Below are 21641 nucleotides of genomic sequence, written 5' to 3' on the forward strand. Positions count from 1 at the left end.
TCGCCGACGGGGGCATCTGGCCCCTGAAGAACCAGCCCGACCTGGAGCGCCACCCCTCCCGCACCAGTGAGGGCCTGTGCGCGCACCTGCCGGCGTATCCGCGCGCTCGACGTCGTGGTCCGGTGTGTCTGGGTCGTTGACGCTCGGGGCAATGGTCGCTCGTCGCCCGCGACCACTGGCCAGCTCACCGAATCTCCATCGACGCTCCAGGGGGCGCGGCTGGCTGTGAGTCCGCAGGCGATCCGGTGGAGGAGGGGACGGTCCCGGCCGGCGACGTGGCCCACCCGATGCTCCGGCATGGGGGCCGGCCGACATCGGAGGAGGCGCGCGCCCATCCGCCGACCGCCGTGCGGACGGCGGGTTCCGCACGGGCCGCGCGCTCATCCGCCGCCCGCGCGTGGGAAGGCATCCGGCAGTCTTGCACCTGGACGGCCTTTGGTGGTCCCCGCCGCCCGTGCGTGGGAGGACATCCGGCGTGCGGACGGGACAGGTGCGACGAGCCGTTCCAGACCCGCGGCCACCTCCGGCCGCAGTGCCGCCGCCCGGTTCCAGGCGAGGCGGGGAGGGGCAACGCGCGCGGTCCCGGCACACGGCAGCGCCGTGTCCGGGGACGGGGGGCGGGGAGCCGGCCGGGTGCTCATGCCGGGCCTGTCCGTCCGGGCGGGGTGGCCGGGGCGTGGCGCGAGGCGGCGTGGCCGCCATCCGCCACCCCTGCCGGCCACGGGCGGGAGGGTGCGACGATGGGGGCACCGTGTCAGCAGAGCCGAGGTTCCGTTCCGTGCGCGCCGGGGTGTTCGCCTCGGTGTGCGTCGGCGTGTCCACGGCCGGGCACGCGCTGGCGGCGGGGCACGAGCCCTCCATCCCGGCCACGCTCCTGGGCCTGGCGCTGGTCTTCGCCTTCGCCTGGGCCACCGCGGGCAGGGAACGCGGCTACGCCGGCATCTTCGGGTCCATGGTGTGGGCGCAGCTCGCGCTGCACCTGCTCCCCTCCCTGTTCCCGGGATCGGGCACGCCCGCGGGCGGCGCCGGGCACCTTCACGCCGGCGTGCCCCCGGAGGCGGTCGCCGCAGGGGAGGGCCAGGACCTCCCGATGCTCCTCGCCCACCTGGTGGCCGCCCTGGTCAGCTCGTGGTGGCTGAGGCGGGGAGAGGCCGCGGCCTTCGCGCTGCTCCGCCTTGTCGTGCGCGCGCTCCTGCCCCTCCTGCTGCTCCTTCCGGTCCTCCCCTCCTCCCGGCCGCCCGCGCGCCGCCGCCCCCGCGGCGCGGACCGCGCGACCGTGGCCCTGTTCCTGCGCCACGTCCTGGTCCTGCGCGGACCACCTCTGCCGCACGCCGCCTGACCCGTTCCGCCACCGCGCCGCGCCGTGGCGCCCCTCCGTGATGCGGCGGGTTCGGCGGCCGGTCGGCGCCCGGCCGTTCCCCGGCGGGGCGCCGACCCGCGCACGTCATCTTCCACCACGCCCCCGGCCCGTGGCCGGCGGGTGTGCGCACCCCCGTCTCCGCCCACCGGGCGATGGCCCGGGGCGTTCGCCGGTGCGCGTGTAGCAGAGGCAGCCGACCATGGGACACGCTCCCCACATCCCCATTCACGACACCCTCCCGCTCGACTCGACCCCTCCGGCCCCTCCGGACGAGGCGCCTGCCGCTCCCACAGCGGCGCAACGGCGGCCGTTGCCCGGCGGCACCGAACTGACCGCGCTCGCCCTCGCGGCCCGGGGCGGGGCCGCCGAGGCCCTGGAACGGCTGATCGCCGAGACCCGCCACGACGTCACCCGCTACATCGCCGGCCTGGCCGACCCGTCGGCGGTCGAGGACCTCACCCAGGAGACCTACATCCGGGTCCTGCGGGCCCTGCCGCGGTTTGCCGCGCGGTCCTCGGCGCGGACCTGGCTGCTGGCGATCGCGCGGCGCGTCGTCGTGGACCGCTACCGGTACCTGGCCGCGCGTCCGAGGACGACGGCGCTACCGGAGTGGGGGGAGGCCGGCGGGCGTCCCGGCCGGTTCGACGAGCAGCACGCGCTGGCCGACCTGCTGGCGCGGCTGGGCGCGGAACGGCGGACCGCCTTCGTCCTGACGCAGCTCCACGGATACTCCTACGACGAGGTCGCCGCGATGACGACCGTGCCCGTGGGCACGGTGCGCTCCCGGGTGGCGCGGGCGCGCGCGGAACTCCTGCGCGCGCTGCGCGATGTGGAGGCCCGCGTGTAGGGGAACCCCGCCTGGTACGAGGGCCGCCGGCGACGGGCGGAGCGGGTCCGGCCGTCGCCGGCGGCGCCGTGGAAGATCGGGGGCAGCGCGCCCCGGCGTCCGTTCGGAGCCGTCGCCTCGGACGGGCGTCCGGCCGCCCGCCACGGGGCCGGATGCCCACGTGGCGGAGGGACGGGCTTCGACAGCGGCACCCGCGCGGACGGGCGCGGCGCGCCGGCCGCCACGCCCGAAGCGGTGGGGAGGTTGGAGCCCATGGGGGCGCCGGGCCACTGGCCGGGGCGCGTTCGCTTGAACCCCGGCCCTGTTTTCCGGCAGGGGATCAAACGGTAGGGGAGGGGCGCGCCGGTCCGGTTCACGAGGGGTTGGAGCGATGCGGTGAGCCGTCCGTTGTGAGGGGCGCGCTGCTGCGCCCGTGGTCCCGGCCGCTGAGCTCGGCGTCGAGCGTCTCCTGGGCCACGCGCATGGAATCGGCGTAGGCGGGCTCCTGAAGCCGTCTCCACACCTCCTCCTCGGAGACGTACTCGACGCAGGCGGTCACCCACCAGATGTTGCCGAAGGGATCCTTGATCCGCCCTCCGCGCTGCCCGAAGGCGTCGTCGTCCACGGGGGTGACGACCTGGCCGCCGGCCGCGATGGCCCGCGCGAACGCCTCGTCCGCGTCGGGGACGAAGACACGCAGCAGGCTCGGCATGACGGGCCAGTCGACGTGCCGGTCGAAGGCCAGCACGACGGTGTCGCCGATGCGGATCTCGGCGTGGCCGATCGCGCCGTCCTCGGTCGATACCCGTCCCAGATCCGCACCGCCGAACGCCTGGGCGACGAAGTCGAGGAACGCCCCACTGTCGTCGGTGACGACCCAGGGGGCGACGGTGGTGTAGCCCGCCGGTGCGGCGTTGGTCTGCTCAGGCATCGTGGTCCTTTCGCCGGGATGGTTTCCGACAGCGAAGGTAGGCGCGAATCAGGTCACTTCCCGGCCTATATGACGACCGTGAGGATGCGGCCGGCACCGTCCCGCGACAACTCGTTCCGGGCCCGGAAGCGGCGTGATCCCACCGGACCGGGAACGTGGATTTCAAGTCTTGACTGTTTCCGGGCGGTAACGGAGGGTGTCACCAGGGAAACGCGGACGGAAACGTCACCCATCCGTGGACAGAGCCGTCCCATCGACGGAGGGAGCGCGTTTCCTCCTTTCGGCACGGAAAGAGAGGACGGCCGGTCGTTCGGGATCGTGTCCGTCCTCGTAAGGACGCGAACATGGCACACATCCCCCGCATCACCCCCCTGGCCACGGCCTCGGCCACCTTCCTGGCCCTGGCGCTGCTCTCCGGCTGCGCCGGCGGCGTCTCCGCACCGTCATCCTCCCCCTCGTCGGCCGCCCCCTCCGGTCCGGCCAAGGGCGGCGCGCAACAGGCGGACCTGCGCGTCGAGGAGGCGTGGATCGTCGAACCCGCCGAGGAGGGCACCACCAGCGCCTACTTCACCGTCTTCAACGACGCCGAGCAGGACGATCCGCTGGTCGCCGCCGAATCCTCGGTCTCGGCCACGACCGCCCTCTACACCACCAGCTCAAAGGGCATGGAGGTCGTCGAGGAGATCCCGGTGCCCGCCGGAGGAGGCACCGAGCTGAGACCGGACGGGTTCCACCTCATGTTGGAGGGGATCGAGGACCCGATCGCGGCCGGCGACACCGTCACCCTCACCCTCACCTTCGCCGGGGGGACCGAGATCCAGGTCGACACCCCCGTGCTCGAACGTTCCGTCGGCGAACAGGGCGAGGAGCCCGAGGGCGGCCACGAAGGACACTCCGGACACCACTGACCCTGGTAACCCGGCCCACCAGCCACCGATCCCCCGATTGTGAGGCCGACGTGTCCATCGACGACCCCGCCCGCCCCGTCCTTCCCCCCTCCCCCGAACAGCGCACACCGCCCCCCGGCCGCCGCCCCACGCGGACCGGGACCGGAGCCTGGCCGCCGCTGCGCCGGCTGCTGCTGCGCCTGCACTTCTACGCCGGGGTGCTCGTCGCCCCGTTCATCTTCGTCGCCGCGATCAGCGGCCTGCTCTACGTGTGGACGCCACAACTGGAACAGGTCGTCTACGACCGGGAACTGCACGTTCCCGTCGGAGCGGAACAGGTGTCGCTGCGCGAGCAGGTCGCGGCGGCACAGGACACCCTGCCCGGCGCCGAGCTCAAGGCCGTGCGCCCGGCGGCCGAACCGGGAGACACCACCCGGGTCATGTTCCACCTCGACGACATGGGGCCGAGCTACAGCCAGGCCGTGTTCGTCGATCCCCACACCGCCGAGGTGCGCGGCACCCTCGTCAGCTACGGCGGCAGCGGGGCCCTGCCCGTCCGCACCTGGATCGACCTGCTCCACCGCAACCTGCACCTGGGCGAGCCGGGGCGCGTCTACAGCGAGCTCGCCGCGAGCTGGCTGGCGCCGGTGGCCCTGGGCGGGGCCGTGCTGTGGATCGCGCGCCGCCGTCGGCGCGGGGAGCGCCTGCGCGGCGTCCTGTTGCCCCGGCCCGGAGCGCCCGGACGGTCCCGGCTCATGGCGCTCCACGGCGCGATCGGCGTCTGGGCGCTGGTCGGGCTGCTGTTCCTGTCGGCAACCGGCCTGACCTGGTCGCGTTTCGCTGGAGAGAACGTGGCCGATATACGGGCGGCGCTCTCCTGGCAGACCCCCGTGGTCGCCACCGAGGTCCCCGCGGCCTCGGCCGGGCCGGTCGGGGTGGACGTCGGGATCGACCACGTGGTGCAAAGCGCCCGGGAGGCGGGGCTGACCGCCGCCGTCGAGGTCGTCCCACCGGTGTCGGAGGGCTCGGCCTACACCGTCACCGAGCTGGACAAGCAGTGGCCGACGAACCTGGACTCCGTGGCGGTCGCCCCCGCGACCGGCGAGGTCGTCGACGAACTGCGCTTCGCCGACTATCCGCTGATGGCGAAGCTGAGCAGGTGGGGGATCGACGCGCACATGGGCCTGCTGTTCGGCGTGGCCAACCAGCTCCTCCTGACCGCGCTGGTCCTCGGCCTGTTGACCATGATGACGCTGGGCTACCGGATGTGGTGGCGGCGCCGCCCCACCGGCGCGACGGGCCCCGCCTTCGGGCGCCCGCCGGGGCGTGGCGCGACCCGCGAGCTTCCGTGGTGGGCGCTGGCGGTGGTGGCGGCCGTGGCGGTCGGCCTTGGTGTGCTGATGCCGCTCTTCGGGATCTCCCTGCTGGCCTTCCTCGCCGTCGACGTGGCGCTCGGCCGGGTCAGGGCCGCCCGCGAGCGCGCGAAGGTCCCCTAGCGAGGGCCGGTGGCCCCGGGGCACGCCCGGGGCCACCGTGGCCTCACGCTCCGAACAGGCCCTCGCCGACGAACCCGCCCTCCTCGCAGCCGGGAGGGACGGCGAACACGGCGGAGCCGATCGGGCTGACCCACTCGTTGAGCAGGTCGAGTTCGTCCAGGCGCCGCTGGATCGGGACGAACTGCCGCTCGACGTCGGCCTGGTAGGAGACGAAGAGCAGCCCGGCGTCGTGTCCCGCGGTCCCGGCGACCGGCACGTCGTAGTTGTAGGCGCGCCGGAAGATCCGTTCGTCGGGATTCTCCGTCCGGGCGCGGCGGATGTGGGCGTATTCGGCGATCCGCGGAAATCCGAGCGGGGTCAGCGCGGCGAAGTCGGGTTCGTCGTGTTCGCGTTCCCCGGTCAGCGGGGCGCCGTCGGACAGCCGCCGGCCCACCGCCTCCTCGCGGCCTGGCCGGTCCAGCCGGTCCCACCCCTCCAGGTCCATGGCGATCCTGCGCACCACGACGCCGGTTCCGCCGCGCAGCCAGGCCGGCGCGTCCGCGCCGGCCCAGACGAGCCGGTCGAAGTCCTCGGTGCCGGGTTCGAGGTTGACCGTCCCATCGACCTGGCCCATCAGGTTGCGCATGGTGGTGCCGGCGGCCTCGGAGCCGCGGGCGCGCCGGAAACCGTCCTGCGCCCACCTGACGGTTCCAAAGGCGCGGACGTCCTTGGTCAACATCCGCGCGCAGTGGGCCACGGTCACCGGGTCGTCGGCGCAGACCTGCACCAGGAGGTCGCCGCCGCTCCACTCGGAACGCAACCGGTCGGTGGCGAAGTCGGGGAGCGGCCGCAGCCAGGAGGGGACCGCGTCGGGGGCGACTCGCTCGACCAGGCCGCGTCCGAAGCCGAACGTGACCGTCAGCCGGGCCGGGACCAGGGCGAGCTCGGGCTCGGAGTCGGCCAGGGCCGCCTCCCCTTGGGTGAGCCTCGCCGCGTCGTCGCTGAGCAGGACGAGCAGGCGGCGCACCCCCTCGGCGTCGACCTCCTTCGCCAGGTCGACGGAGACGAACTTCGCGTGCGCCTGGGGCGGGGTGTGGATCCCGGCCTGGTGGGGGCCGTGGAAGGGGACCACGTCGCGGCCGTGCGGCGCGGGCTCACCCTCGGGGGTGGCGTCGGGGCGGGCGGCGCGGACCAGGGCGTCGGCCCCGATCAGCAGGGCCGCGCCCGCTCCCGCCGCGGCGCCCCCGCCCAGGAGGAGTCCGCGTCGCGACAGCCGCCCCTCCCGTTGGGGTTCGTCGGTGGGGTGGGGGCCGCCCATCACTCCTCCGCCCCGTGGTCGTGGCCGCCGTAGTTCTCGTTGGCGCCCTCGTAGTCCTTGACCGGGGCGGTGAACCCGGTCGTGGAACCGTCGGAGAACTCCAGGGTGACCTCGACCTCGTCGCCGGGTGCGAGGTCACCGCCCAGGTCCATCAGCATGATGTGGTCCGCGCCCGGCTCCAGGGGGTGGCGGCCTTCGGCCGGGACGGTGAATCCGCCCTCCTTCTCCTGCATCAGGGCGTTGCCGTCGTCGCCGGTGACGACCTCGTGCAGTTCCACCCTGGCGGCCACCGCAGAGGCGGCGGCGACGAGCTCGGCCTCCTGCCCGGCGGAGTTGACGATCGATCCGAAGACCCCGGTCATGCCCTCCTCCTCGGAGACGGCCTTGATCCAGGCGTCCTCGACCGTGATGGCCTCGGCCTGTGTGGTCGCGGGAGGCGCGGACTGTTCCGGGGCCGTCGGCTCGGCCTGCGCGCAGCCGACAAGGGCGAGGGCCAGCACGGCCATGGTGGTGACGGTGCGGCGGCGGGGGCGAGGGTGCATGGCGGTGTCCTTGCTGTCGTGTGTTCGATGCGGGGGCCGGTGACGGCCCGGGTCAGTGGTTGCCACGCCGAATCGGTCGACGGGCGCGAAGGGGAAGGAGGACGGCCAGGTAGACCGCCACCCCGGCGACCGCCCCCAGCCCGCCCAACGCCAGGACGCGCAAAGGGGGAGGGGACTGTGCCGGGGCGGGGGCGCCGGTCGCCGCGGGGGAGGCGGACGGCTCCGCGGTGGTCTGTCCCCCGGCCAGGGCCGGGGGCGAGGCCGTGGGGTCCCCCACGGTGAAGGTGAGGGAGCCGCTGACGGGGTGGCCGTCGGCGGAGACGACGCGCCAGCGCACCGCGTACCCGCCGTCGCGCAGCTCCACGGGCAGGGGCAGGGTCAGTTCGGCGCCGTCGATGCGGATCTCCCCGGTCTGCGCCGGCCGGGAGTCGCCGTCCAGGACCGTGACCGCCGCCCCGACCTCCAGCAGCCCGTCGCTGAAGGAGAGCCGGACCGTCTCCGGAGAGGTCGCCAGGTGCGCGCCGTCGGCGGGGGTGGAGGAGAGCAGCCGGCTATGCGCGAACGCGGGCGGAGCCGGCAGGACCAGTGCCACCAGCGCCACCACCAGGGCGATGGCGGCGTGCCGTGACGGCCGCCCACCGCCTGGTTTTCGACCCGTTCCTGACATGGCCCCTCCACGTGTGCCGTCGGACCGTTGCACACCAGCAGTCGGCTCGGGCGGCACCGGAGTTCCCGGAACTTTTCCCGGAGGCGGGTGATGCGCGTCACCGGACCGGGGCGAGCGGGACAGGGCCGGGAAAGGAGGGAACGGATCGCGTTGCCGGGTGGTGTCAGGGGATCGGCGCGCGGGTGCCCTGCCCGTTCGGTATTTCCGGCCGGGGCGTTTCACGTAGCCGTCGGTCTCGGTGTCGGGGCATCACGAAGCGGGGGATCGGGGAGGAGGGGGCTGCCCCCGGATCCACCGTCCCCCTCCGCCCCTGGCCCCCGGCGCGCATAAGCGTATGGTCCGGGTCTGCGCCCCAGGCTGGCCGTCCAGGTGAGCTGGTCGGCGCTGGTCCGGGCGCCATCAGGTCGGGGACCTTTTGGGGCCACGGGTGATCTCGTCTTTTCCGTGCCCCGTCCACCCGAAGGACAACTCGGTCGTTCTATCGGAAAAGCCGCGAAATGGCTTCCGGGGGCAATGGAAAATAAAACCGGAACGGCCGGAGGCCGTCCTTTCGCGGTGCTTGCTGCGGCGACGACGTCATTTTCCAGAAACCTGTTTAGTGGGCGCGGAAAACGGTGAGTGAAAGAGATCCCAACGGTTTCATGTCTGTGTTCTCGACCGTTTCCCCCGAAACGGTCGGATCCGGACACTGCTTCTCCTTCGCGCACCCGCTGTCTCCTGGAAGGCCACATGGACCCCCGAGAGATCCCACACGACCGTCCCAGCATCCCCCTGACCGTCGAGGAGGGGCGCACCTTCGCCGAGCTCGCCGCCGCGGCGACCCGGGACAGGCACCGCCGCGCCTTCTCGCGCTTCATCGCCCACCTGACCCCCGCCACCTGCCGGTGGCTCTCGGACCTGAGCGTTCCCGAGCGGATGTGGCGCAGTTCGCCCGAGCGGCCCGGCGTCTGACCGGATCCGCGCGTGGCCGCGAGAGCCCCCCGGCGCGTGCCGGGAGCACTCCACGTGCGATGAGGCGACACGCGCCCGAAAACCGGGGGATGTGGACGTCTCCTCGTGGGGAAATCCGCTCGGTCACGGCGGTGTGGCACCGGGGGCGGAGCGACGGGCTCCTGCGCGGCCGCGTGGAGGCGTGGGACAGGGCAGCGGGGCTCTCACAGCGGGGCGTGTTCGCGAACATGATCCGGGCAAGCCGAGAACGGCGACTCCTTTGACGACGGGCATCGTCACGCGGGTGGCCGTCGGCCCGCTCGCCCTGGTCGGCGGGGCGAGGGGCGGACGTGGGAGCCGATCGGGTTCACCGGGGCGGCGGGCCTGTCACTCGGCCTCGGGAAGGTTCTGGCGAGCCTGAGCCCCATGACCGGCGGGGCGACCGGCGTCGGTGGGGGAGCCGGGGCGGATCCGCCCGGCCCGCGGGGCGTCCCTCCTGGCCGCCGACACGGCCCTGTCGCCAGGGCTCCCGTCCGAGAAGACGGCGCACGTCCGCGCGGGGATCAGGGGCTGCCGACGCGACCGCGGCACCGTCCCCCACGGTGGGCGCGGCCCGGCTTTCCCGGCCGGCGGTGGCTCCTCGCCGATACGGCCGTGGCCGGGCGGGCAGGACCCGCCCACCCGCTTCTCGCTCCCCCTCCTCTTCGCCCCGATCCTGGCCGTCGGGTGGGCGACGAGGGGACCGGCGAGGGTCACGGGTCGCCGTAGGTGAGCAGGTCACCGGGCTGACAGCCGAGCTCGCGGCAGACGGCGCTGAGGGTGCTGAAGCGGATCGCCTTGGCCCGCCCGTTCTTCAGGATCGACAGGTTGGCGACGGTCACGCCGACCCGGCCGGCGAGTTCGCTCAAGGTCATCCCTCGTTCGGCCAGGAGGCGGTCCAGGTGCACCTCGATCCGATGGGACTCCTCGGGCGGCATCAGACCAGTCCCTCGGTGTCGGCGCGTAGCCGGGAACCGTGGCGGAACGCCTCGGCCGCGGCCGAGACGAGAAGGGCCAGGAAGACGTGGCCGGTGGAGAACTCGTAGTGGAAGGGGACCATCGAGTGCAGCGGGGTGGCGCCCACGAGCAGGTCGGTGCTGACCGCCTCCACCAGCGGAACGGCGAGCCCGATCAGGAGGACGGCCAGGGCGATGGTGTGGAGGCGCCAGACGTTGCCGGGGATGAACACATCACCGGAGCGCAGGCTCCGGGCCATGCGCAGCAGGAGTCCGAGGACCACGACGAGCAGCACGGTGCCGGTGAGCCCGGGCAGGGCGAGGAGCAGCCGCTCGGGGAGGCCGGGATCCGTCAGGGCGAGTTCGGCGGTGGAGGCGGCGCGCAGGGTCATGCCGTCCGCGTCCATGATCCCCGGGGGTGGGGCGGGGGTGTCGATGTGGACCAGGCGCGTCGTCTCCATGGGGAGGAGGCCGGCCACTCCCAGGAGCGGCAGGAGCAGGTCGAACAGGCCGACCAGGAGCAGCGCCACTCCGAGTGCTCCCTCCAGCAGGTGGTCGTTGAGGCGGGACCAGCGTGTTTGGTTCTCCATGCTCTTCTCCTACTCGGTCGCATATCGTTTTTCGATGTTATCGAAAAACGATATGCATCTGTCAAGTGGCGGGAGATCTCATGTACGATAATGAAAATCGTTTTCAATGCTGGGAATGAGGTCCCTTCATGCTGCCCACCGAGACCATGCGCGTGGTGGTGGTCTCCGGCCTCCACCACGCGGCGCGTTCCCGGACCGTCGACCACCTCCTCCGCGCCATCCCCGGCTCCATCGCCGTCCACCACGACCTCGGCGCCATCGCCGACGGCGAGGTCCGGCGGGTGGTGCGCGACGCGCGGGGCGTCCTCGACGAACGACCCGTGGAACTCGTGCACGCCTGCATCACCTGCACGCTGCGCGAGGACCTGCTCCCCTTCCTCCTCGACCTCGCCGGCGATGGAGCACCCCCCGTGTGCCTGGTGGAGACCTGGGAGGGGGTCGAACCCCGGCTGGTGGCCGAGGCGTTCGACATGCTCGTCGACGGCCGGCCGGTGAGCCGGCGGCTCCACCTGGCCGCGGTGATCACCGCGGTGGACGCCGGCCTGCTCATCGCCGACCTCTCCTGCGACGACGACATCGCCGAACGCGGCCTGGGCATCGCCGTAGAGGACGACCGGACCGTGGCCGAGGTGCTGACACGCCAGATCGAGTACCCGACCATCCTGGCGTTGGCCGGAGAACCCGCAGACGAGGCCCACAGGGAGGAACGCCGGGCGCTGCTCGAACACCTCAACCCGGCCGCGGCGGTCCTCCCCGTGGACAGCGCTCGGCTGCCAGACCTGCTCCAGGGACGCTTCGACCCCCGCTCCGCCGCCGTCCGACTGGACCCGCTCTGCGCCCAGTACCCCGGCCTGCCGCGGAGCGGCCGGGTGCGCACCGTGACATGGCGGCGCCGCCGGCCGATGGACCCCGGCCGGCTGCACGCGGCGCTGGACGAACTGGTCGCCGCCGGCCTGCGCAGCCGTGGCAGGTTCTGGCTGGCCAGCCGCCCCGACACCGTGCTGCTGTGGGACGCCGGCGGGGGAGCCCTCGCCATCGAACCCGCCGGCCCGTGGCTGGCGGCGCTGCCCGAGGGGGCGTGGGAGCTCGCCTCCGAGGCGCGCCGGGCCGCGGCCCGCATGGACTGGGACCCCGAGACGGGGGATCGCGGCCAGTGCCTCTCCTTCACCGGCATCGACCTGGACGAGGAGCGGCTCGTCGCCCTCCTGGACGCCTGCCTGCTCACCGACGAGGAGATGGGGGAACCCGGCGGGCCGTGGACCCGGCACACCGACCCGTTCGCCGAGATCCTCGACGCCGCCTCCTGAGACTCCGGCCGCGCGCCAGGACCCGACCACCTGAAAGGAAGAACCCGGACATGGCACCGTCTCGCAAGACCGCACCCCGCCGATTCGCCAACCCGCTCCGCGGCGTCGACTACATCGACTACAAGGACGTCGACCTCCTGCGCAAGTTCATCTCCGACAAGGGGAAGATCCGCAGCCGGCGCGTCACCCGGGTGACCGTGCGCCAGCAGCGCCTGATCGCCAAGGCGATCAAGAACGCCCGCGAGATGGCGCTGCTGCCCTACGGGTCCACGACCTCCGGACGCGGGGGCGAGTGACCGGCCGGGCGTCCCCGTCCCCGGGACGCCCGGCCCCCACGGCGTCCGGACCCGCCGGGCGCCCCGATCCACGGAAGGAACGACGATGTCGAAGATCTGCCAGGTGACGGGGAAGGCCCCCGCCTTCGGCAACAGCGTCTCGCACTCCCACCGGCGCACCAAGAGGCGGTTCGACCCCAACATCCAGACCAAGCGGTACTGGCTGCCCAGCGAACAGCGTTACGTCCGGCTGCGCGTCAGCGCCAAGGGCATCCGGGTCATCGACCGGCAGGGGATCGAGCGCGTGGTCGCGCAGATGCGCGCCCGGGGCGAGAAGGTCTGAACAATGGCGAAGAAGAGCAAGATCGTCCGCAACGAGCAGCGCGCCCGGATCGTCGCGGCCCACGCCGAGCGCCGGGCCGAGCTGAAGCGGATCATCAAGAGCCCGCACAGCACCCCGCAGGAGCGGGACGCGGCGGTGCGGGCGCTGGCCCGGCAGCCGCGTGACGCCAGCGCCACCCGGCTGCGCAACCGCGACGCCATCGACGGACGTCCCCGCGGCCACCTGCGCCGATTCGGACTCTCGCGCATCCGCTTCCGCGAGATGGCCCATCGCGGGGAACTGCCCGGGGTCACCAAGTCCAGCTGGTAGCGCCGGACGGGACGGCGGCCCGCCGGTCCCGTCCGCGAACCGCTCCCGGCCCACGCCGTGCCAGGGAAAGGGGCGCGGGAGCGAACCCGACCGTCTTTTCGTCGTACTCCCGGGTGTTTCCACGGCGCTCGGTGGATCCGGGGCAGCACGGGCCACGGCCGGGACCGGCCGTGGCCCGCTCGCCGTCCCGGGTGGGGCAGAGAGGTGCCTGAATGGCCAGATACGACGCCGAGGTGCTGCGGGCGCTCGGCCGGGAATCCTTCTTCCGTAGCGCCCAGGAGGTCCACGCCCTCGTGGTGCGGACGACGGGCCGCAAACCGAGTCTGTCCACGGTCTACCGGACGCTGCGGCGGCTGGCCGAGGAGGGGGCCGTCGACACCGTCCACTCGCCCGACGGGGAGCGCCTCTACCGTCGGTGCGGCAGTGTGGCGCACCACCACCATTTGCTCTGCCGGGGGTGCGGCCGGGTGCAGGAGGTGGCCGAGCCGGGGGTGATCGCGGCCTTCGTCGAGCAGGTCGCGGCGACGAGCGGCTACCGTTCGCTCCACCACCTCTTCGAGCTGTCGGGGCTCTGCCCGGCCTGCGACGACTAGGCCCTCCGTCTCGGGATCGGCGCGGCGCCGCCCCGCGTGGGGCGGCGGCCGTGTCGGGTCCGGACGCGCCGGGAACGCCCGGGGGCGGACCGCCGTTGGCGAGCACGCCGGTGGGTCCCGCGGCCGGTGGTCCGCTCGCCGGTGGGCGCGGAGGCGGTGCGGCCGATCCTTCTCCTGGGCACGGACTCCGCACCCGCCTCCGCGTGGATGCGGGCCGGGCCGGACGCCCTTCCTCGGGCGTCCCGCTGACGCGCGGGTGATGCCCCACGACCCCGGTGGCCGGTCTGTGCCCTTCTCCCTCGGGCCGGAAGGTCAGGGGCGCGGACGCGGGGAACGCTCCCGCCTGTGCAAGGCGCCCGCCGTCCCTTCGCGCTGTCGCGCGACGGCCGCCGCCCCCTACTCAGGGTGGAGCGCGGCCTCCGGGCGGGAGGCGTCCATGGCCCGGCCCCGTCTCCCCGGCCACCCGGCGGGTATTCACGCGGACGCCACCTCACAGGGGTGGGTGTGTCCGCAGGTCGGTCCGTCTCGCGCGTTCACGCCCCGCCGCCGCGGACCGGCACCCTCAGGGGCCGTGAAGTCGGGTCCGCCCCGCCTCGAACGCCGACCGACCCGCTGCTCGGCGCCGCGGTGGACACCTGTCCACGGGGCGGCGCGGTAGCGGGAACCTCTCCCGCCCGGCCCCGCGCCTCCATCTCCGAGACCCATGGCACCGCGCCGGAACCGCGAAGACCCTTGCGGGGTCGGACCGGCCCCGGAACGGGCCGGTGGTCGACGGCTCCGTTCGCGAGGTGGCGGGCGGCGAGACGGAACGGGGCGCGCACGTCGGCGGCGGGCGTCCACGTCATCCGGGACGGGTTCCCCTCAGCGGGATCGGCCCGGCACCGTCCCGTATATGGGGAGTGTGCCCGCCCACGGGGAGCGTGGCCCCGGCCGGGTCCGCCTCGGCCGGCGTTCCAACGGGTCACCCGGTCGCCGAGGGCACCTCTTCCGCGACGGCGGCGTTGTGGGGCCGGGAGGACAGCCGGCCCTCGCTCAGGACCAGGCGGTGGCCGGCCTGTCGGGCGGCGTCGGCGTCGTGGGTCGCGTGGACCACGGTGACCCCCTCCGCGCCGAGTCCGGCCAGCACGTCGGCCATCGTGTCGCGAGAGGCGGCGTCCAGACCGGTGGCGGGCTCGTCCAGCAGGAGCAGGTCGGACTCCTGGGCCAGCCCCTGGGCGAGCAGCGCGCGCTGGCGTTGACCGCCGGACAGGGCGCCCAGGGGGCGGCCGGCCAGGTCGGCGATGCCCATGCGTTCCATGCACGTCTCGACGACCGCCCGGTCGTGCTTGGTGAACCGCCTGATCGGTCCCAGGTGGGACCAGCGTCCCATGGCGACCGTCTCGCGGACGGTCAGGGGGAGGGCGTCGGAGACCGCGCTGCGCTGGAGGACGAGGGCGGGGCGCGCGCGGTGATGGCGGTGCACGGTGCCCGTGTCCGGGGGGTGCACGCCGGCCAGGAGGGCCAGGAGCGTCGACTTGCCCGACCCGTTGGGGCCGACCAGGGCGGTGACCTGGTGTGCCGGGATCTCCGCGCTCACATCGTGCAGAACCGTCCGTTTTCCGTATGAAGCGGTGATTTTGTGAAGTATGACCGCTTTTCTGGCGTGATGTTCCACACTGTCCCCCTGTGGTTTTGATAATGATTTTCATTGTACGGTGTTCGCCATGGACTGGTTGACCGCACCCTTCGAGGTGTCCTTCGTGGCCCGAGCCCTGTGGGGCGGGCTCCTCGTCTCGGGGATCTGCGCCCTGGCGGGAACGTGGGTGGTGCTGCGCGGCATGGCCTTCCTCGGCGACGCGATGTCGCACGGGATGCTTCCGGGGGTGGCGTTGGCCTCCCTGCTGGGCGGCAACCTGTTCGTGGGGGCCGCGCTCAGCGCCGCCGCGATGGCGCTGGGGGTGAGCGCCCTGTCGCGCTCGCCGCGCCTGTCCCAGGACACCGGCATCGGGCTGCTGTTCGTCGGGATGCTCTCCCTGGGCGTCATCATCGTCTCCCACTCCCGTTCCTTCGCCGTGGACCTGACCGGGTTCCTCTTCGGAGACGTCCTGGCGGTGCGCGGCCAAGACCTGGCCGTGCTCGCCGGAGCGCTGGTGGTCGCCCTGGCCGTCTCGCTCGTGGCTCACCGTTCCTTCGTGGCCCTGGCCTTCGACCCCCGCAAGGCCGCCACGCTGGGCCTGCGCCCCCGCCTCGCGCACGTGGTGATGCTGGGACTGGTGACGCTCGCGATCGTCGCCTCCTTCCACGTGGTGGGCACGCTGCTGGTCTTCGGGCTGCTGATCGCGCCTCCGGCGGCGGTGGTGCTGTGGGCGCGGCGCATCCCCGTGGTCATGGCCGGGGCCGCCCTGCTGGGGGCGCTCGCCACCTTCACCGGCCTGCTGGTCTCGTGGCACCTGGGCACCGCGGCGGGAGCCACGATCGCCGCGGTCGCGGTCCTGTTCTTCTTCATCTCAGCGTTCGCGGCGTCCCTGCGCGACCGCCGCTCGGCGGTCCTGACGCCGGCCTCCCCCGAGGCATCCCACAAGGAGTTCGAGGTCACACGATGATGTTCGGTAACCGATCGGCGATCCCGCCCAGCACGCTGGTGGCGGCGCTCCTGCTGACGGCGGGGTGCGCCTCCGCCGGCCAGGAAGCGCCCCCGGAGGCGGCGTCCCCCGAGGCGACCCCGCACGGCTACGTCGAAGGCGCCCAGGAGATGGCCGAGCCGCAGTGGCGTCTGGTCATGGCCGACACCGCGGACGGCGCCCTGTACACGCTGGACCCGGCGACCGAGGAGGTCGCCGAGGTGGGACGGGCCGAAGGGGTCCGGGAGGTCGCCACCGACGGCAGATTCGCCTACTTCGGCGGCGCAGCCGGCACGGCGATCCTCGACAGCGGGACCTGGACGGTCGACCACGGCGACCACTCGCACTACTACGTGGCCGAGACCCGGCTCGTGGGAGAGGTCGAGGCCGGCGCCGGACTGGAGGTCACCGGCGACCTCGCCGTCAGCACGCTGTCCTCGGACGGCGGCGCCACGGTGCTGGACCGTCCCGCGCTGGAGGACGGGGAGATCACCGAGACCGCCGCCCTCGACGAGGAGGTGGCCCTCGCCTACGGCGGGCACCTGCTCGTCGTGGACGGTGACGGCGTTCGGCTGCTGGACCGGGCCGGAGAGCCGGTGCGGGCCACGGTCGAAGAGGACTGCCCGTCCCCGCAGGGACAGGCGGTCACCCGCCGCGGGGCCGTCCTGGGCTGCTCCGACGGCGCGCTGCTGGTGACCGAGGGCGAGGGCGAGGACGCGGTGCCCGTGGTGGAGAAGATCCCCTATCCCGAGGACGCCGACGCCGGACCCGTCGAGAGCCTGGAACACCGTCCCGGCACCCCGGTCCTGGCCGGCCGCGCCGGTGACGAGGGCGTGTGGGTGCTCGACATCGCCGCCCGGGAGTGGACCCTGCTCGACACGGGACCCACGGTCGCGGTGAGCGCCGCGGGCGAGGACATGCCCGTCCTGGTGCTCGGCGCCGACGGCACCCTGCGCTCCTACGACCCCGCCACCGGCGAGGAGACCGCGGCAACGGAGCTGATGGAGCCGCCGGCGGAGGATGCCGCGACGGCCCCGGTCATCCGGATCGACACGGCCCGCGCCTACGTCAACGACCCCGCGGCCGGCGCGGTCCACGAGATCGACTACAACGACGACCTGCGCCTGGCACGCACCTTCGAGCCGGGGTTCACCCCCGACCTCATGGTTGAGACGGGCTGGTGAGGAACATGCGCGCTCTTTCGTCCCGTCCCCGAGGCCGGGCGCTGCTCCCCGCCGTCCTCGCCCTGCTCCTGACCGCGGTCGCGTCCGGCTGCGCCGCGGAGGGAGAGCAACGCTCCGGCATCGTGGTCACCACCAACATCCTCGGCGACATCACCCGCAACATCGTCGGTGACCAGGCCGAAGTGACGGTGCTGATGAAACCCGGTGCCGACCCGCACTCCTTCGGGATCTCGGCGCAGGAGGCGGCCCTGCTGGAGAACGCCGAACTCGTCATCCACAACGGCCTCGGCCTGGAGGAGGGCGTACACCGCAACGTCGAGGCCGCCGACCAGGCGGGTGTGCCCACCCTCGCCGTCGGGGAGGCCGTCGACCCGATCGACTACACCGAGGGCGAGACACAGGGACAGGCCGACCCGCACTTTTGGACCGACCCGGTCCGTGTCCGCCAGGCCGTCGACCTCATCGCCGCCCAGGTCTCCGAACAGGTCGACGGCGTCGACACCGAACGGATCCAGGCCAACGCCGAGGAGTACGGCGGGCAGATCGACGAGCTGCACGAGGAGAACACGCGCGCCTTCGCCGAGATCCCCGAGGAGCGGCGCAGGCTGGTCACCAACCACCACGTCTTCGGCTACCTCGCCCAGCGCTACGACTTCGAGGTCATCGGCGCGGTGATCCCCAGCGGCACCACCCTGGCCTCGCCGAGCGCCTCGGACCTGGAATCCCTCTCCAGCGCGGTCGAGCAGGCCGGCGTCCCGGCGGTCTTCGCCGACTCCTCCCAGCCCGACCGTCTCGCCCGGGTCATGGCCGAAGAGGCCGGCCTGGACATCGAGGTCATCCCGCTCTTCTCCGAGTCCCTCACCGCGGAGGGCGAGGGCGCGGCCACCTACGTGGAGATGACCCGCGCCAACACCGACGCCATCGTGCGCGGCCTGACGCGGGAGTGACCTCCCGACCTTTGGCGGGGCCTCACGGCCCCGTCCCACCCCGATGATGAAAGCAGGAGAACATGTCACACCCCCTCGGCATCCGGCGACGCCCCGGCCGGGCCGCCGTCCTCCCCGCGCTGATCGCCCTCGGCCTGACGGCGACGGCCTGCGGCGGCGGCGAACCCGAACCCGAGGAGTCCGGATCCGCCGCCGCGGGCGGGAGCGCCACCGAGGTGGCCGCGCCCATCGTGACCACCTACGACGGTGGGATCTACGTCATCGACGGTGAGACGTTCGAGGTCGTCGAGGACATCCCCCTCGAAGGCTTCAACCGGCTCAACCCGGCCGGCGACGGGCGCCACGTCCTGGTGTCCACCTCGACCGGGTTCCGCGTCCTCGACGCGGTCGGCGCCGAACTGACCGACGTCGAGTTCGAGGCGTCCAAGCCCGGGCACGCGGTCCACCACGCCGACAGGACGGTCCTGTTCGCCGACGGAACCGGGGAGATCACCGTCTTCGACCCCGCTGACCTGGGCGACGGCCTGCCCGAGACCGAGACCCACACCACCGAGCACGCTCACCACGGCGTTGCCGTGCGCCTGGCTGACGGCTCGATGGTGGTCACCCTCGGTGACGAGGAGGAGCGTCCCGGCATCCAGGTCCGCGACGCCAACGGCGAGGAGATCACGCGCAACGAGGACTGCCCGGGCGTCCACGGCGAGGCCACCGCGAAGGACGAGGCCGTGGTCATCGGCTGTGAGACCGGCGTGCTGATCTACCAGGACGGCGAGATCACCAAGGTCGACAGCCCCGACGAGTACGGGCGCATCGGCAACCAGGCCGGGCACGAGGAGTCGCAGTACGTTCTGGGTGACTACAAGACCGACCCCGACGCCGAACTGGAGCGCCCCGAGCGCGTCTCCGTGGTCGACACCGCCTCCGGCGAGCTGGAGCTGGTCGACCTGGGCACCAGCTACAGCTTCCGCTCCCTGGCCCGCGGCCCGCACGGCGAGGGGCTGATCCTGGGCACCGACGGCGCCATCCACGTCATCGACATGGAGAAGGCCGAGGTCACCGACACGATCCCGGTCATCGGCGAGTGGGAGGAGCCCATCGAGTGGCAGCAGCCCCGTCCCACGATCTTCGTGCGCGACCACACCGCCTACGTGACCGACCCCGGTGAGAAGCGGCTCTACGCCGTCGACATCGAGAGCGGGGAGGTCACGTCGGAGACGGAGCTGCCCGAGGCCTCCAACGAGATCACCGGCGTCACCGGCTGATCGAGGTCGTCGCGCGTCGGCGCGTGACGACCGAGGAACGCCATGACGGTCGGGGGCGCGTGCCAGGGCACGCGCCCCCGGCCCGTTCCACCGAGCGGACGAGGGCCGGCCTTCCGGCGAAACGGTCCCGAGCGGTTCTTCGGGGCGCCGTCCGATGTCGGACGGCGCCTCGGTGTTCCCCGGGACCGCGGGGACGGTGAATCCGGTGAACACCATGCGGGCGCCGAGGCGGGCACCCGGTCCCGCCCTGAGCGAAGCGTTCGGTCGCTGATCAGCCGGGACATGCAGGGGCCGGCGACGTGTTGTCGCCGGCCGGTCCGCTTGAGGAGCCCACCACCGGCGTACCGTGACCGGCCTACGGTGTTGGACCGGATCTCGGTCCCCCTTCGCTTTGACCGCCAACGGCATGGAGGCGGGGGTGTGCGGGTCCGCGGTGGTCTCGCCGTCATGTTCTCGCGTCTGGAACCACGCCGTGCCCCGCGCGACCGGTACAGGTGATGGCCACACGAGTCAGCACGAGCTCAGCGAGGTCCGCACGGTCCCCTGAACCGGCCCCGGCTGGGGAACCGACGGCCACGATGCCGGCCGTCCAGGTTCCGGCGGGCGGAAACCGGCGATGGTTTCGCTTTGCCGGGACGTGATCGCTGTCCACCGTGCGGCGCTTCGCAGAGATCATCGCCCCCGGAGTGAAACACGGCGCTGAGCCGCCCCTCCGGCGTCCGCCGAAGGCCGCTGGCGCGTTCGTCGCGACAGCCGGGAAATCCTTTGGCTCCCAGGGGCTGGAGCGCCTGCCGAAAGTGCCGCCAGGGGCCTGAGCCGCGGGTGTGCGAAGCGTGAGCGCAACTCGGTGGTGTTCGGTGGGGATGTCAGGAAGGCCGGGGCGCGTGGTCTCGGTATCGCGGAACGTGGCGGTCGACTGTGCGGATGCCCACGGGCTGGCTCGGTTCTGGAGCGGTGTGACCGGCCGTCCGCCGCACCCGGAGGCCCGACCGGGTGAACGGGAGACTCAGGTGTTGTCGACGGAGGGCCCAGTGCCGCACTTCGACCAGGTGCCCGAGGCGAAGACGGTCAAGAACCGGGTCCATCTGTGTTCGCGCCCTGAGACCTCGCGCGATCAGGAGGCGGAGCGGTTGCCGGGCCTCGGTGCCAGCTTTGTCGCCGACCACCGGAATCCCGATGGTTCGGGATGGGTGATTCTCGCCGACCCCGAAGGCAATGGATTCTGTGTTCTGCGCGGTGAGTCCGACCGGGCCGCCATGGACTCCTGACGCTTACGCGCTGTCCTGGCCGGCTTCGGATGACAGCCGGTCCGGCCACTCGTCGACGGCTGTGAGGAGAAAGGTCGCTTCGTGGTGGACGGCGAGCCGGTCATATACCGGGTGGCCGCCGCCCGGTACCTCTTGAGGCGATCGACGCCGCGTTCCGACGGTGTGGTGCTCGCGGTAGTCGGTCGTGTCGAAGGTCGGCGGGCGGACAGCGCGGGAGTCGGGCTTCCGACGGCCGGTGAGCCGGTCGACCTTGTTCGGGATGGTGCGGCCGATTCCAGGACTGCGCGGGTAGGCGCGGCTCTTCCGGGAGGGGCGCCTTGTTCGCGCGGCCGGTGGGGCCGGCCCACCCCCGGGCGGAACAGGGGGACGCGGTCGGGCGCCGTCTCGAATCGCGGGGAGTCGTCCCGCTGCCCGGCCGTGATCACGGGGGACCCGGGCTTCCGCTCCTCTCCGACGGCCAGGTGCGGTTCGGTGGTCACAGCGCCGCGTGGGCGGCCGGGCCCGTGGCCGGTCGGCTCCACCCGGACGCCGCCGGGCGGCTCCTTCGGCGACTCCCCCTTTTCCGCCTCCGCGCGCCGTCCCGCCGCCGGCGGGGGAACGGGTCGTTCCCCCGGGCCGTGCCCGGCGGATGGGTCCCGCCGGGGGAGACCGGTACGCGTCCGAGACCGGATGCCGCCGATCGCCTGTCGCCGCGTCCGTATCGGCGGTCGTCCCGGCTTCTTCCCTGTGAGCGGCGACGCTTCCAGCGCCGCCCGTCGCTCGGCCACCAGACCTCCACGCGGCAGGGGTCAAGCCCGTCCCACCTCAAGCTCCACCCTCGGTACACGCCCTATCGGCAGGCCGTCACCACGCCTGCCGGCGTCTCCGCACCCCGTCCTCACCACGGGAAGCGGGAGGGGGAAGTAAGGAGGCGGCCGGGAAAGGGCCGTGGCCGGGGGAGATGGACATGGGCGGAGAGGATGGGCAGAATGCCGGCTCGGGCCGCGGATGCCGGAAGCCCGGTGGCACCTTGCCTGCGGCCCCATGAATGTC

22 protein-coding genes are annotated in these 21641 nt (G+C 73.1%); 15 read left to right on the forward strand and 7 right to left on the reverse strand.

Annotated elements, in window-relative coordinates:
* Nucleotides 1-751 precede the first annotated feature (751 nt).
* Complete coding sequence (locus B5D66_RS06915) at nucleotides 752-1339, forward strand: hypothetical protein (protein WP_078760795.1); 588 nt, start codon at nucleotides 752-754, stop codon at nucleotides 1337-1339.
* Nucleotides 1340-1559: 220 nt separating this feature from the next.
* A complete protein-coding gene (locus B5D66_RS06920) occupies nucleotides 1560-2207 on the forward strand; it encodes a sigma-70 family RNA polymerase sigma factor (protein ID WP_078760796.1) in 648 nt (215 codons plus the stop codon).
* A 352-nt stretch (nucleotides 2208-2559) separates the two neighbouring features.
* On the opposite strand, the gene B5D66_RS06925 is transcribed toward B5D66_RS06920, so the two are convergent.
* Nucleotides 2560-3117: a VOC family protein gene (locus B5D66_RS06925; protein WP_078760797.1), complete on the reverse strand. Its 558-nt coding sequence runs from the start codon at nucleotides 3115-3117 to the stop codon at nucleotides 2560-2562.
* A 344-nt stretch (nucleotides 3118-3461) separates the two neighbouring features.
* Between B5D66_RS06925 and B5D66_RS06930 the strand changes: the two genes are divergently transcribed.
* Both B5D66_RS06930 and B5D66_RS06935 read left to right on the forward strand, forming a co-directional pair.
* Nucleotides 3462-4025, forward strand: a complete 564-nt coding sequence (locus B5D66_RS06930; protein ID WP_078760798.1) for a copper chaperone PCu(A)C — start codon at nucleotides 3462-3464, stop codon at nucleotides 4023-4025.
* Nucleotides 4026-4075: 50 nt separating this feature from the next.
* On the forward strand, nucleotides 4076-5500 hold the full coding sequence (locus B5D66_RS06935; protein WP_235000819.1) for a PepSY-associated TM helix domain-containing protein: 1425 nt from the start codon (nucleotides 4076-4078) through the stop codon (nucleotides 5498-5500).
* 43 nt (nucleotides 5501-5543) lie between these two features.
* Here B5D66_RS06935 and B5D66_RS06940 read toward each other — a convergent pair whose 3' ends face one another.
* From B5D66_RS06940 to B5D66_RS26275, 3 genes are read right to left on the reverse strand one after another with little or no spacing between them, the layout of a single operon-like run.
* Entirely contained in the window at nucleotides 5544-6797 is a 1254-nt protein-coding gene (locus B5D66_RS06940; protein ID WP_078760799.1) for a Dyp-type peroxidase, read from the reverse strand.
* Entirely contained in the window at nucleotides 6797-7339 is a 543-nt protein-coding gene (locus B5D66_RS06945) for a copper chaperone PCu(A)C (RefSeq protein ID WP_078760800.1), read from the reverse strand. Before B5D66_RS06945 ends, B5D66_RS06940 begins: the two co-directional genes overlap by 1 nt.
* A 52-nt stretch (nucleotides 7340-7391) precedes the next feature.
* A complete protein-coding gene (locus B5D66_RS26275) occupies nucleotides 7392-8006 on the reverse strand; it encodes a copper resistance CopC family protein (protein WP_078760801.1) in 615 nt (204 codons plus the stop codon).
* A gap of 729 nt (nucleotides 8007-8735) precedes the next feature.
* Here B5D66_RS26275 and B5D66_RS06955 point away from each other — a divergent pair.
* Complete coding sequence (locus B5D66_RS06955; RefSeq protein WP_078760802.1) at nucleotides 8736-8957, forward strand: hypothetical protein; 222 nt, start codon at nucleotides 8736-8738, stop codon at nucleotides 8955-8957.
* 731 nt (nucleotides 8958-9688) lie between these two features.
* Here B5D66_RS06955 and B5D66_RS06960 read toward each other — a convergent pair.
* Together B5D66_RS06960 and B5D66_RS06965 are read right to left on the reverse strand one after the other, a co-directional pair.
* Nucleotides 9689-9913: a helix-turn-helix domain-containing protein gene (locus B5D66_RS06960; RefSeq protein ID WP_078760803.1), complete on the reverse strand. Its 225-nt coding sequence runs from the start codon at nucleotides 9911-9913 to the stop codon at nucleotides 9689-9691.
* Nucleotides 9913-10521, reverse strand: a complete 609-nt coding sequence (locus tag B5D66_RS06965) for a DUF2975 domain-containing protein (protein ID WP_078760804.1) — start codon at nucleotides 10519-10521, stop codon at nucleotides 9913-9915. The genes B5D66_RS06960 and B5D66_RS06965 overlap by 1 nt, the downstream gene beginning before the upstream one ends.
* 128 nt (nucleotides 10522-10649) lie before the next feature.
* Between B5D66_RS06965 and B5D66_RS06970 the strand changes: the two genes are divergently transcribed.
* From B5D66_RS06970 to B5D66_RS06990, 5 genes are all read left to right on the forward strand, one after another.
* Nucleotides 10650-11828: a CobW family GTP-binding protein gene (locus tag B5D66_RS06970; RefSeq protein WP_235000820.1), complete on the forward strand. Its 1179-nt coding sequence runs from the start codon at nucleotides 10650-10652 to the stop codon at nucleotides 11826-11828.
* Nucleotides 11829-11878: 50 nt separating this feature from the next.
* Nucleotides 11879-12124 (forward strand): 30S ribosomal protein S18, encoded by a 246-nt coding sequence (gene rpsR / locus B5D66_RS06975; RefSeq protein ID WP_078760805.1) that lies wholly within the window; start codon nucleotides 11879-11881, stop codon nucleotides 12122-12124.
* A gap of 85 nt (nucleotides 12125-12209) precedes the next feature.
* Nucleotides 12210-12446 carry a 50S ribosomal protein L28 gene (rpmB, locus tag B5D66_RS06980; protein WP_078760806.1) on the forward strand — a complete coding sequence of 79 codons (237 nt, stop codon included), beginning with the start codon at nucleotides 12210-12212 and terminating at the stop codon, nucleotides 12444-12446.
* A gap of 3 nt (nucleotides 12447-12449) precedes the next feature.
* Nucleotides 12450-12755, forward strand: coding sequence for a 30S ribosomal protein S14 (gene rpsN, locus B5D66_RS06985; RefSeq protein WP_078760807.1), 306 nt, complete (start codon nucleotides 12450-12452; stop codon nucleotides 12753-12755).
* A 212-nt stretch (nucleotides 12756-12967) separates the two neighbouring features.
* Entirely contained in the window at nucleotides 12968-13348 is a 381-nt protein-coding gene (locus tag B5D66_RS06990; RefSeq protein WP_078760808.1) for a Fur family transcriptional regulator, read from the forward strand.
* Between the two features lie 961 nt (nucleotides 13349-14309).
* Here the strand turns inward: B5D66_RS06990 and aztA are convergent.
* Entirely contained in the window at nucleotides 14310-15002 is a 693-nt protein-coding gene (aztA, locus tag B5D66_RS06995; RefSeq protein ID WP_078760809.1) for a zinc ABC transporter ATP-binding protein AztA, read from the reverse strand.
* Between the two features lie 49 nt (nucleotides 15003-15051).
* Here aztA and aztB point away from each other — a divergent pair, with 49 nt between their 5' ends.
* The 5 genes from aztB (at nucleotide 15052) to B5D66_RS07020 (ending at nucleotide 20609) form a co-directional block, all read left to right on the forward strand.
* Nucleotides 15052-15930: a zinc ABC transporter permease AztB gene (gene aztB, locus B5D66_RS07000; protein ID WP_078760966.1), complete on the forward strand. Its 879-nt coding sequence runs from the start codon at nucleotides 15052-15054 to the stop codon at nucleotides 15928-15930.
* On the forward strand, nucleotides 15927-17132 hold the full coding sequence (locus B5D66_RS07005) for a WD40 repeat domain-containing protein (protein ID WP_078760810.1): 1206 nt from the start codon (nucleotides 15927-15929) through the stop codon (nucleotides 17130-17132). Before aztB ends, B5D66_RS07005 begins: the two co-directional genes overlap by 4 nt.
* Before the next feature lie 5 nt (nucleotides 17133-17137).
* The gene (aztC, locus tag B5D66_RS07010) at nucleotides 17138-18079 is read left to right on the forward strand and encodes a zinc ABC transporter substrate-binding protein AztC (protein WP_078760811.1); all 942 of its coding nucleotides are present in this window, start codon (nucleotides 17138-17140) and stop codon (nucleotides 18077-18079) included.
* 62 nt (nucleotides 18080-18141) lie between these two features.
* Nucleotides 18142-19341: a zinc metallochaperone AztD gene (aztD, locus tag B5D66_RS07015; protein ID WP_078760812.1), complete on the forward strand. Its 1200-nt coding sequence runs from the start codon at nucleotides 18142-18144 to the stop codon at nucleotides 19339-19341.
* 863 nt (nucleotides 19342-20204) lie between these two features.
* Complete coding sequence (locus tag B5D66_RS07020) at nucleotides 20205-20609, forward strand: VOC family protein (protein WP_200813564.1); 405 nt, start codon at nucleotides 20205-20207, stop codon at nucleotides 20607-20609.
* Nucleotides 20610-21641: the final 1032 nt, after the last annotated feature.

This window comes from Marinactinospora thermotolerans DSM 45154 (assembly GCF_900167435.1).
In the GTDB taxonomy this organism is placed as follows: domain Bacteria; phylum Actinomycetota; class Actinomycetes; order Streptosporangiales; family Streptosporangiaceae; genus Marinactinospora; species Marinactinospora thermotolerans.

Excerpts from the sequence above, each read along its gene's own strand:
- B5D66_RS06945 (WP_078760800.1), bottom strand. The coding sequence starts at position 7,339 with ATGCACCCTCGCCCCCGCCGCCGCACCGTCACCACCATGGCCGTGCTG.
- aztD (WP_078760812.1), top strand. The coding sequence starts at position 18,142 with ATGTCACACCCCCTCGGCATCCGGCGACGCCCCGGCCGGGCCGCCGTC.
- rpmB (WP_078760806.1), top strand. The coding sequence starts at position 12,210 with ATGTCGAAGATCTGCCAGGTGACGGGGAAGGCCCCCGCCTTCGGCAAC.
- rpsR (WP_078760805.1), top strand. The coding sequence starts at position 11,879 with ATGGCACCGTCTCGCAAGACCGCACCCCGCCGATTCGCCAACCCGCTC.
- B5D66_RS06955 (WP_078760802.1), top strand. The coding sequence starts at position 8,736 with ATGGACCCCCGAGAGATCCCACACGACCGTCCCAGCATCCCCCTGACC.
- B5D66_RS06960 (WP_078760803.1), bottom strand. The coding sequence starts at position 9,913 with ATGCCGCCCGAGGAGTCCCATCGGATCGAGGTGCACCTGGACCGCCTC.
- B5D66_RS06970 (WP_235000820.1), top strand. The coding sequence starts at position 10,650 with ATGCTGCCCACCGAGACCATGCGCGTGGTGGTGGTCTCCGGCCTCCAC.
- B5D66_RS06990 (WP_078760808.1), top strand. The coding sequence starts at position 12,968 with ATGGCCAGATACGACGCCGAGGTGCTGCGGGCGCTCGGCCGGGAATCC.
- rpsN (WP_078760807.1), top strand. The coding sequence starts at position 12,450 with ATGGCGAAGAAGAGCAAGATCGTCCGCAACGAGCAGCGCGCCCGGATC.
- B5D66_RS26275 (WP_078760801.1), bottom strand. The coding sequence starts at position 8,006 with ATGTCAGGAACGGGTCGAAAACCAGGCGGTGGGCGGCCGTCACGGCAC.
- B5D66_RS07005 (WP_078760810.1), top strand. The coding sequence starts at position 15,927 with ATGATGTTCGGTAACCGATCGGCGATCCCGCCCAGCACGCTGGTGGCG.
- B5D66_RS07020 (WP_200813564.1), top strand. The coding sequence starts at position 20,205 with ATGTCAGGAAGGCCGGGGCGCGTGGTCTCGGTATCGCGGAACGTGGCG.
- B5D66_RS06920 (WP_078760796.1), top strand. The coding sequence starts at position 1,560 with ATGGGACACGCTCCCCACATCCCCATTCACGACACCCTCCCGCTCGAC.
- B5D66_RS06930 (WP_078760798.1), top strand. The coding sequence starts at position 3,462 with ATGGCACACATCCCCCGCATCACCCCCCTGGCCACGGCCTCGGCCACC.
- B5D66_RS06925 (WP_078760797.1), bottom strand. The coding sequence starts at position 3,117 with ATGCCTGAGCAGACCAACGCCGCACCGGCGGGCTACACCACCGTCGCC.
- B5D66_RS06965 (WP_078760804.1), bottom strand. The coding sequence starts at position 10,521 with ATGGAGAACCAAACACGCTGGTCCCGCCTCAACGACCACCTGCTGGAG.
- B5D66_RS06940 (WP_078760799.1), bottom strand. The coding sequence starts at position 6,797 with ATGGGCGGCCCCCACCCCACCGACGAACCCCAACGGGAGGGGCGGCTG.
- aztB (WP_078760966.1), top strand. The coding sequence starts at position 15,052 with ATGGACTGGTTGACCGCACCCTTCGAGGTGTCCTTCGTGGCCCGAGCC.
- aztC (WP_078760811.1), top strand. The coding sequence starts at position 17,138 with ATGCGCGCTCTTTCGTCCCGTCCCCGAGGCCGGGCGCTGCTCCCCGCC.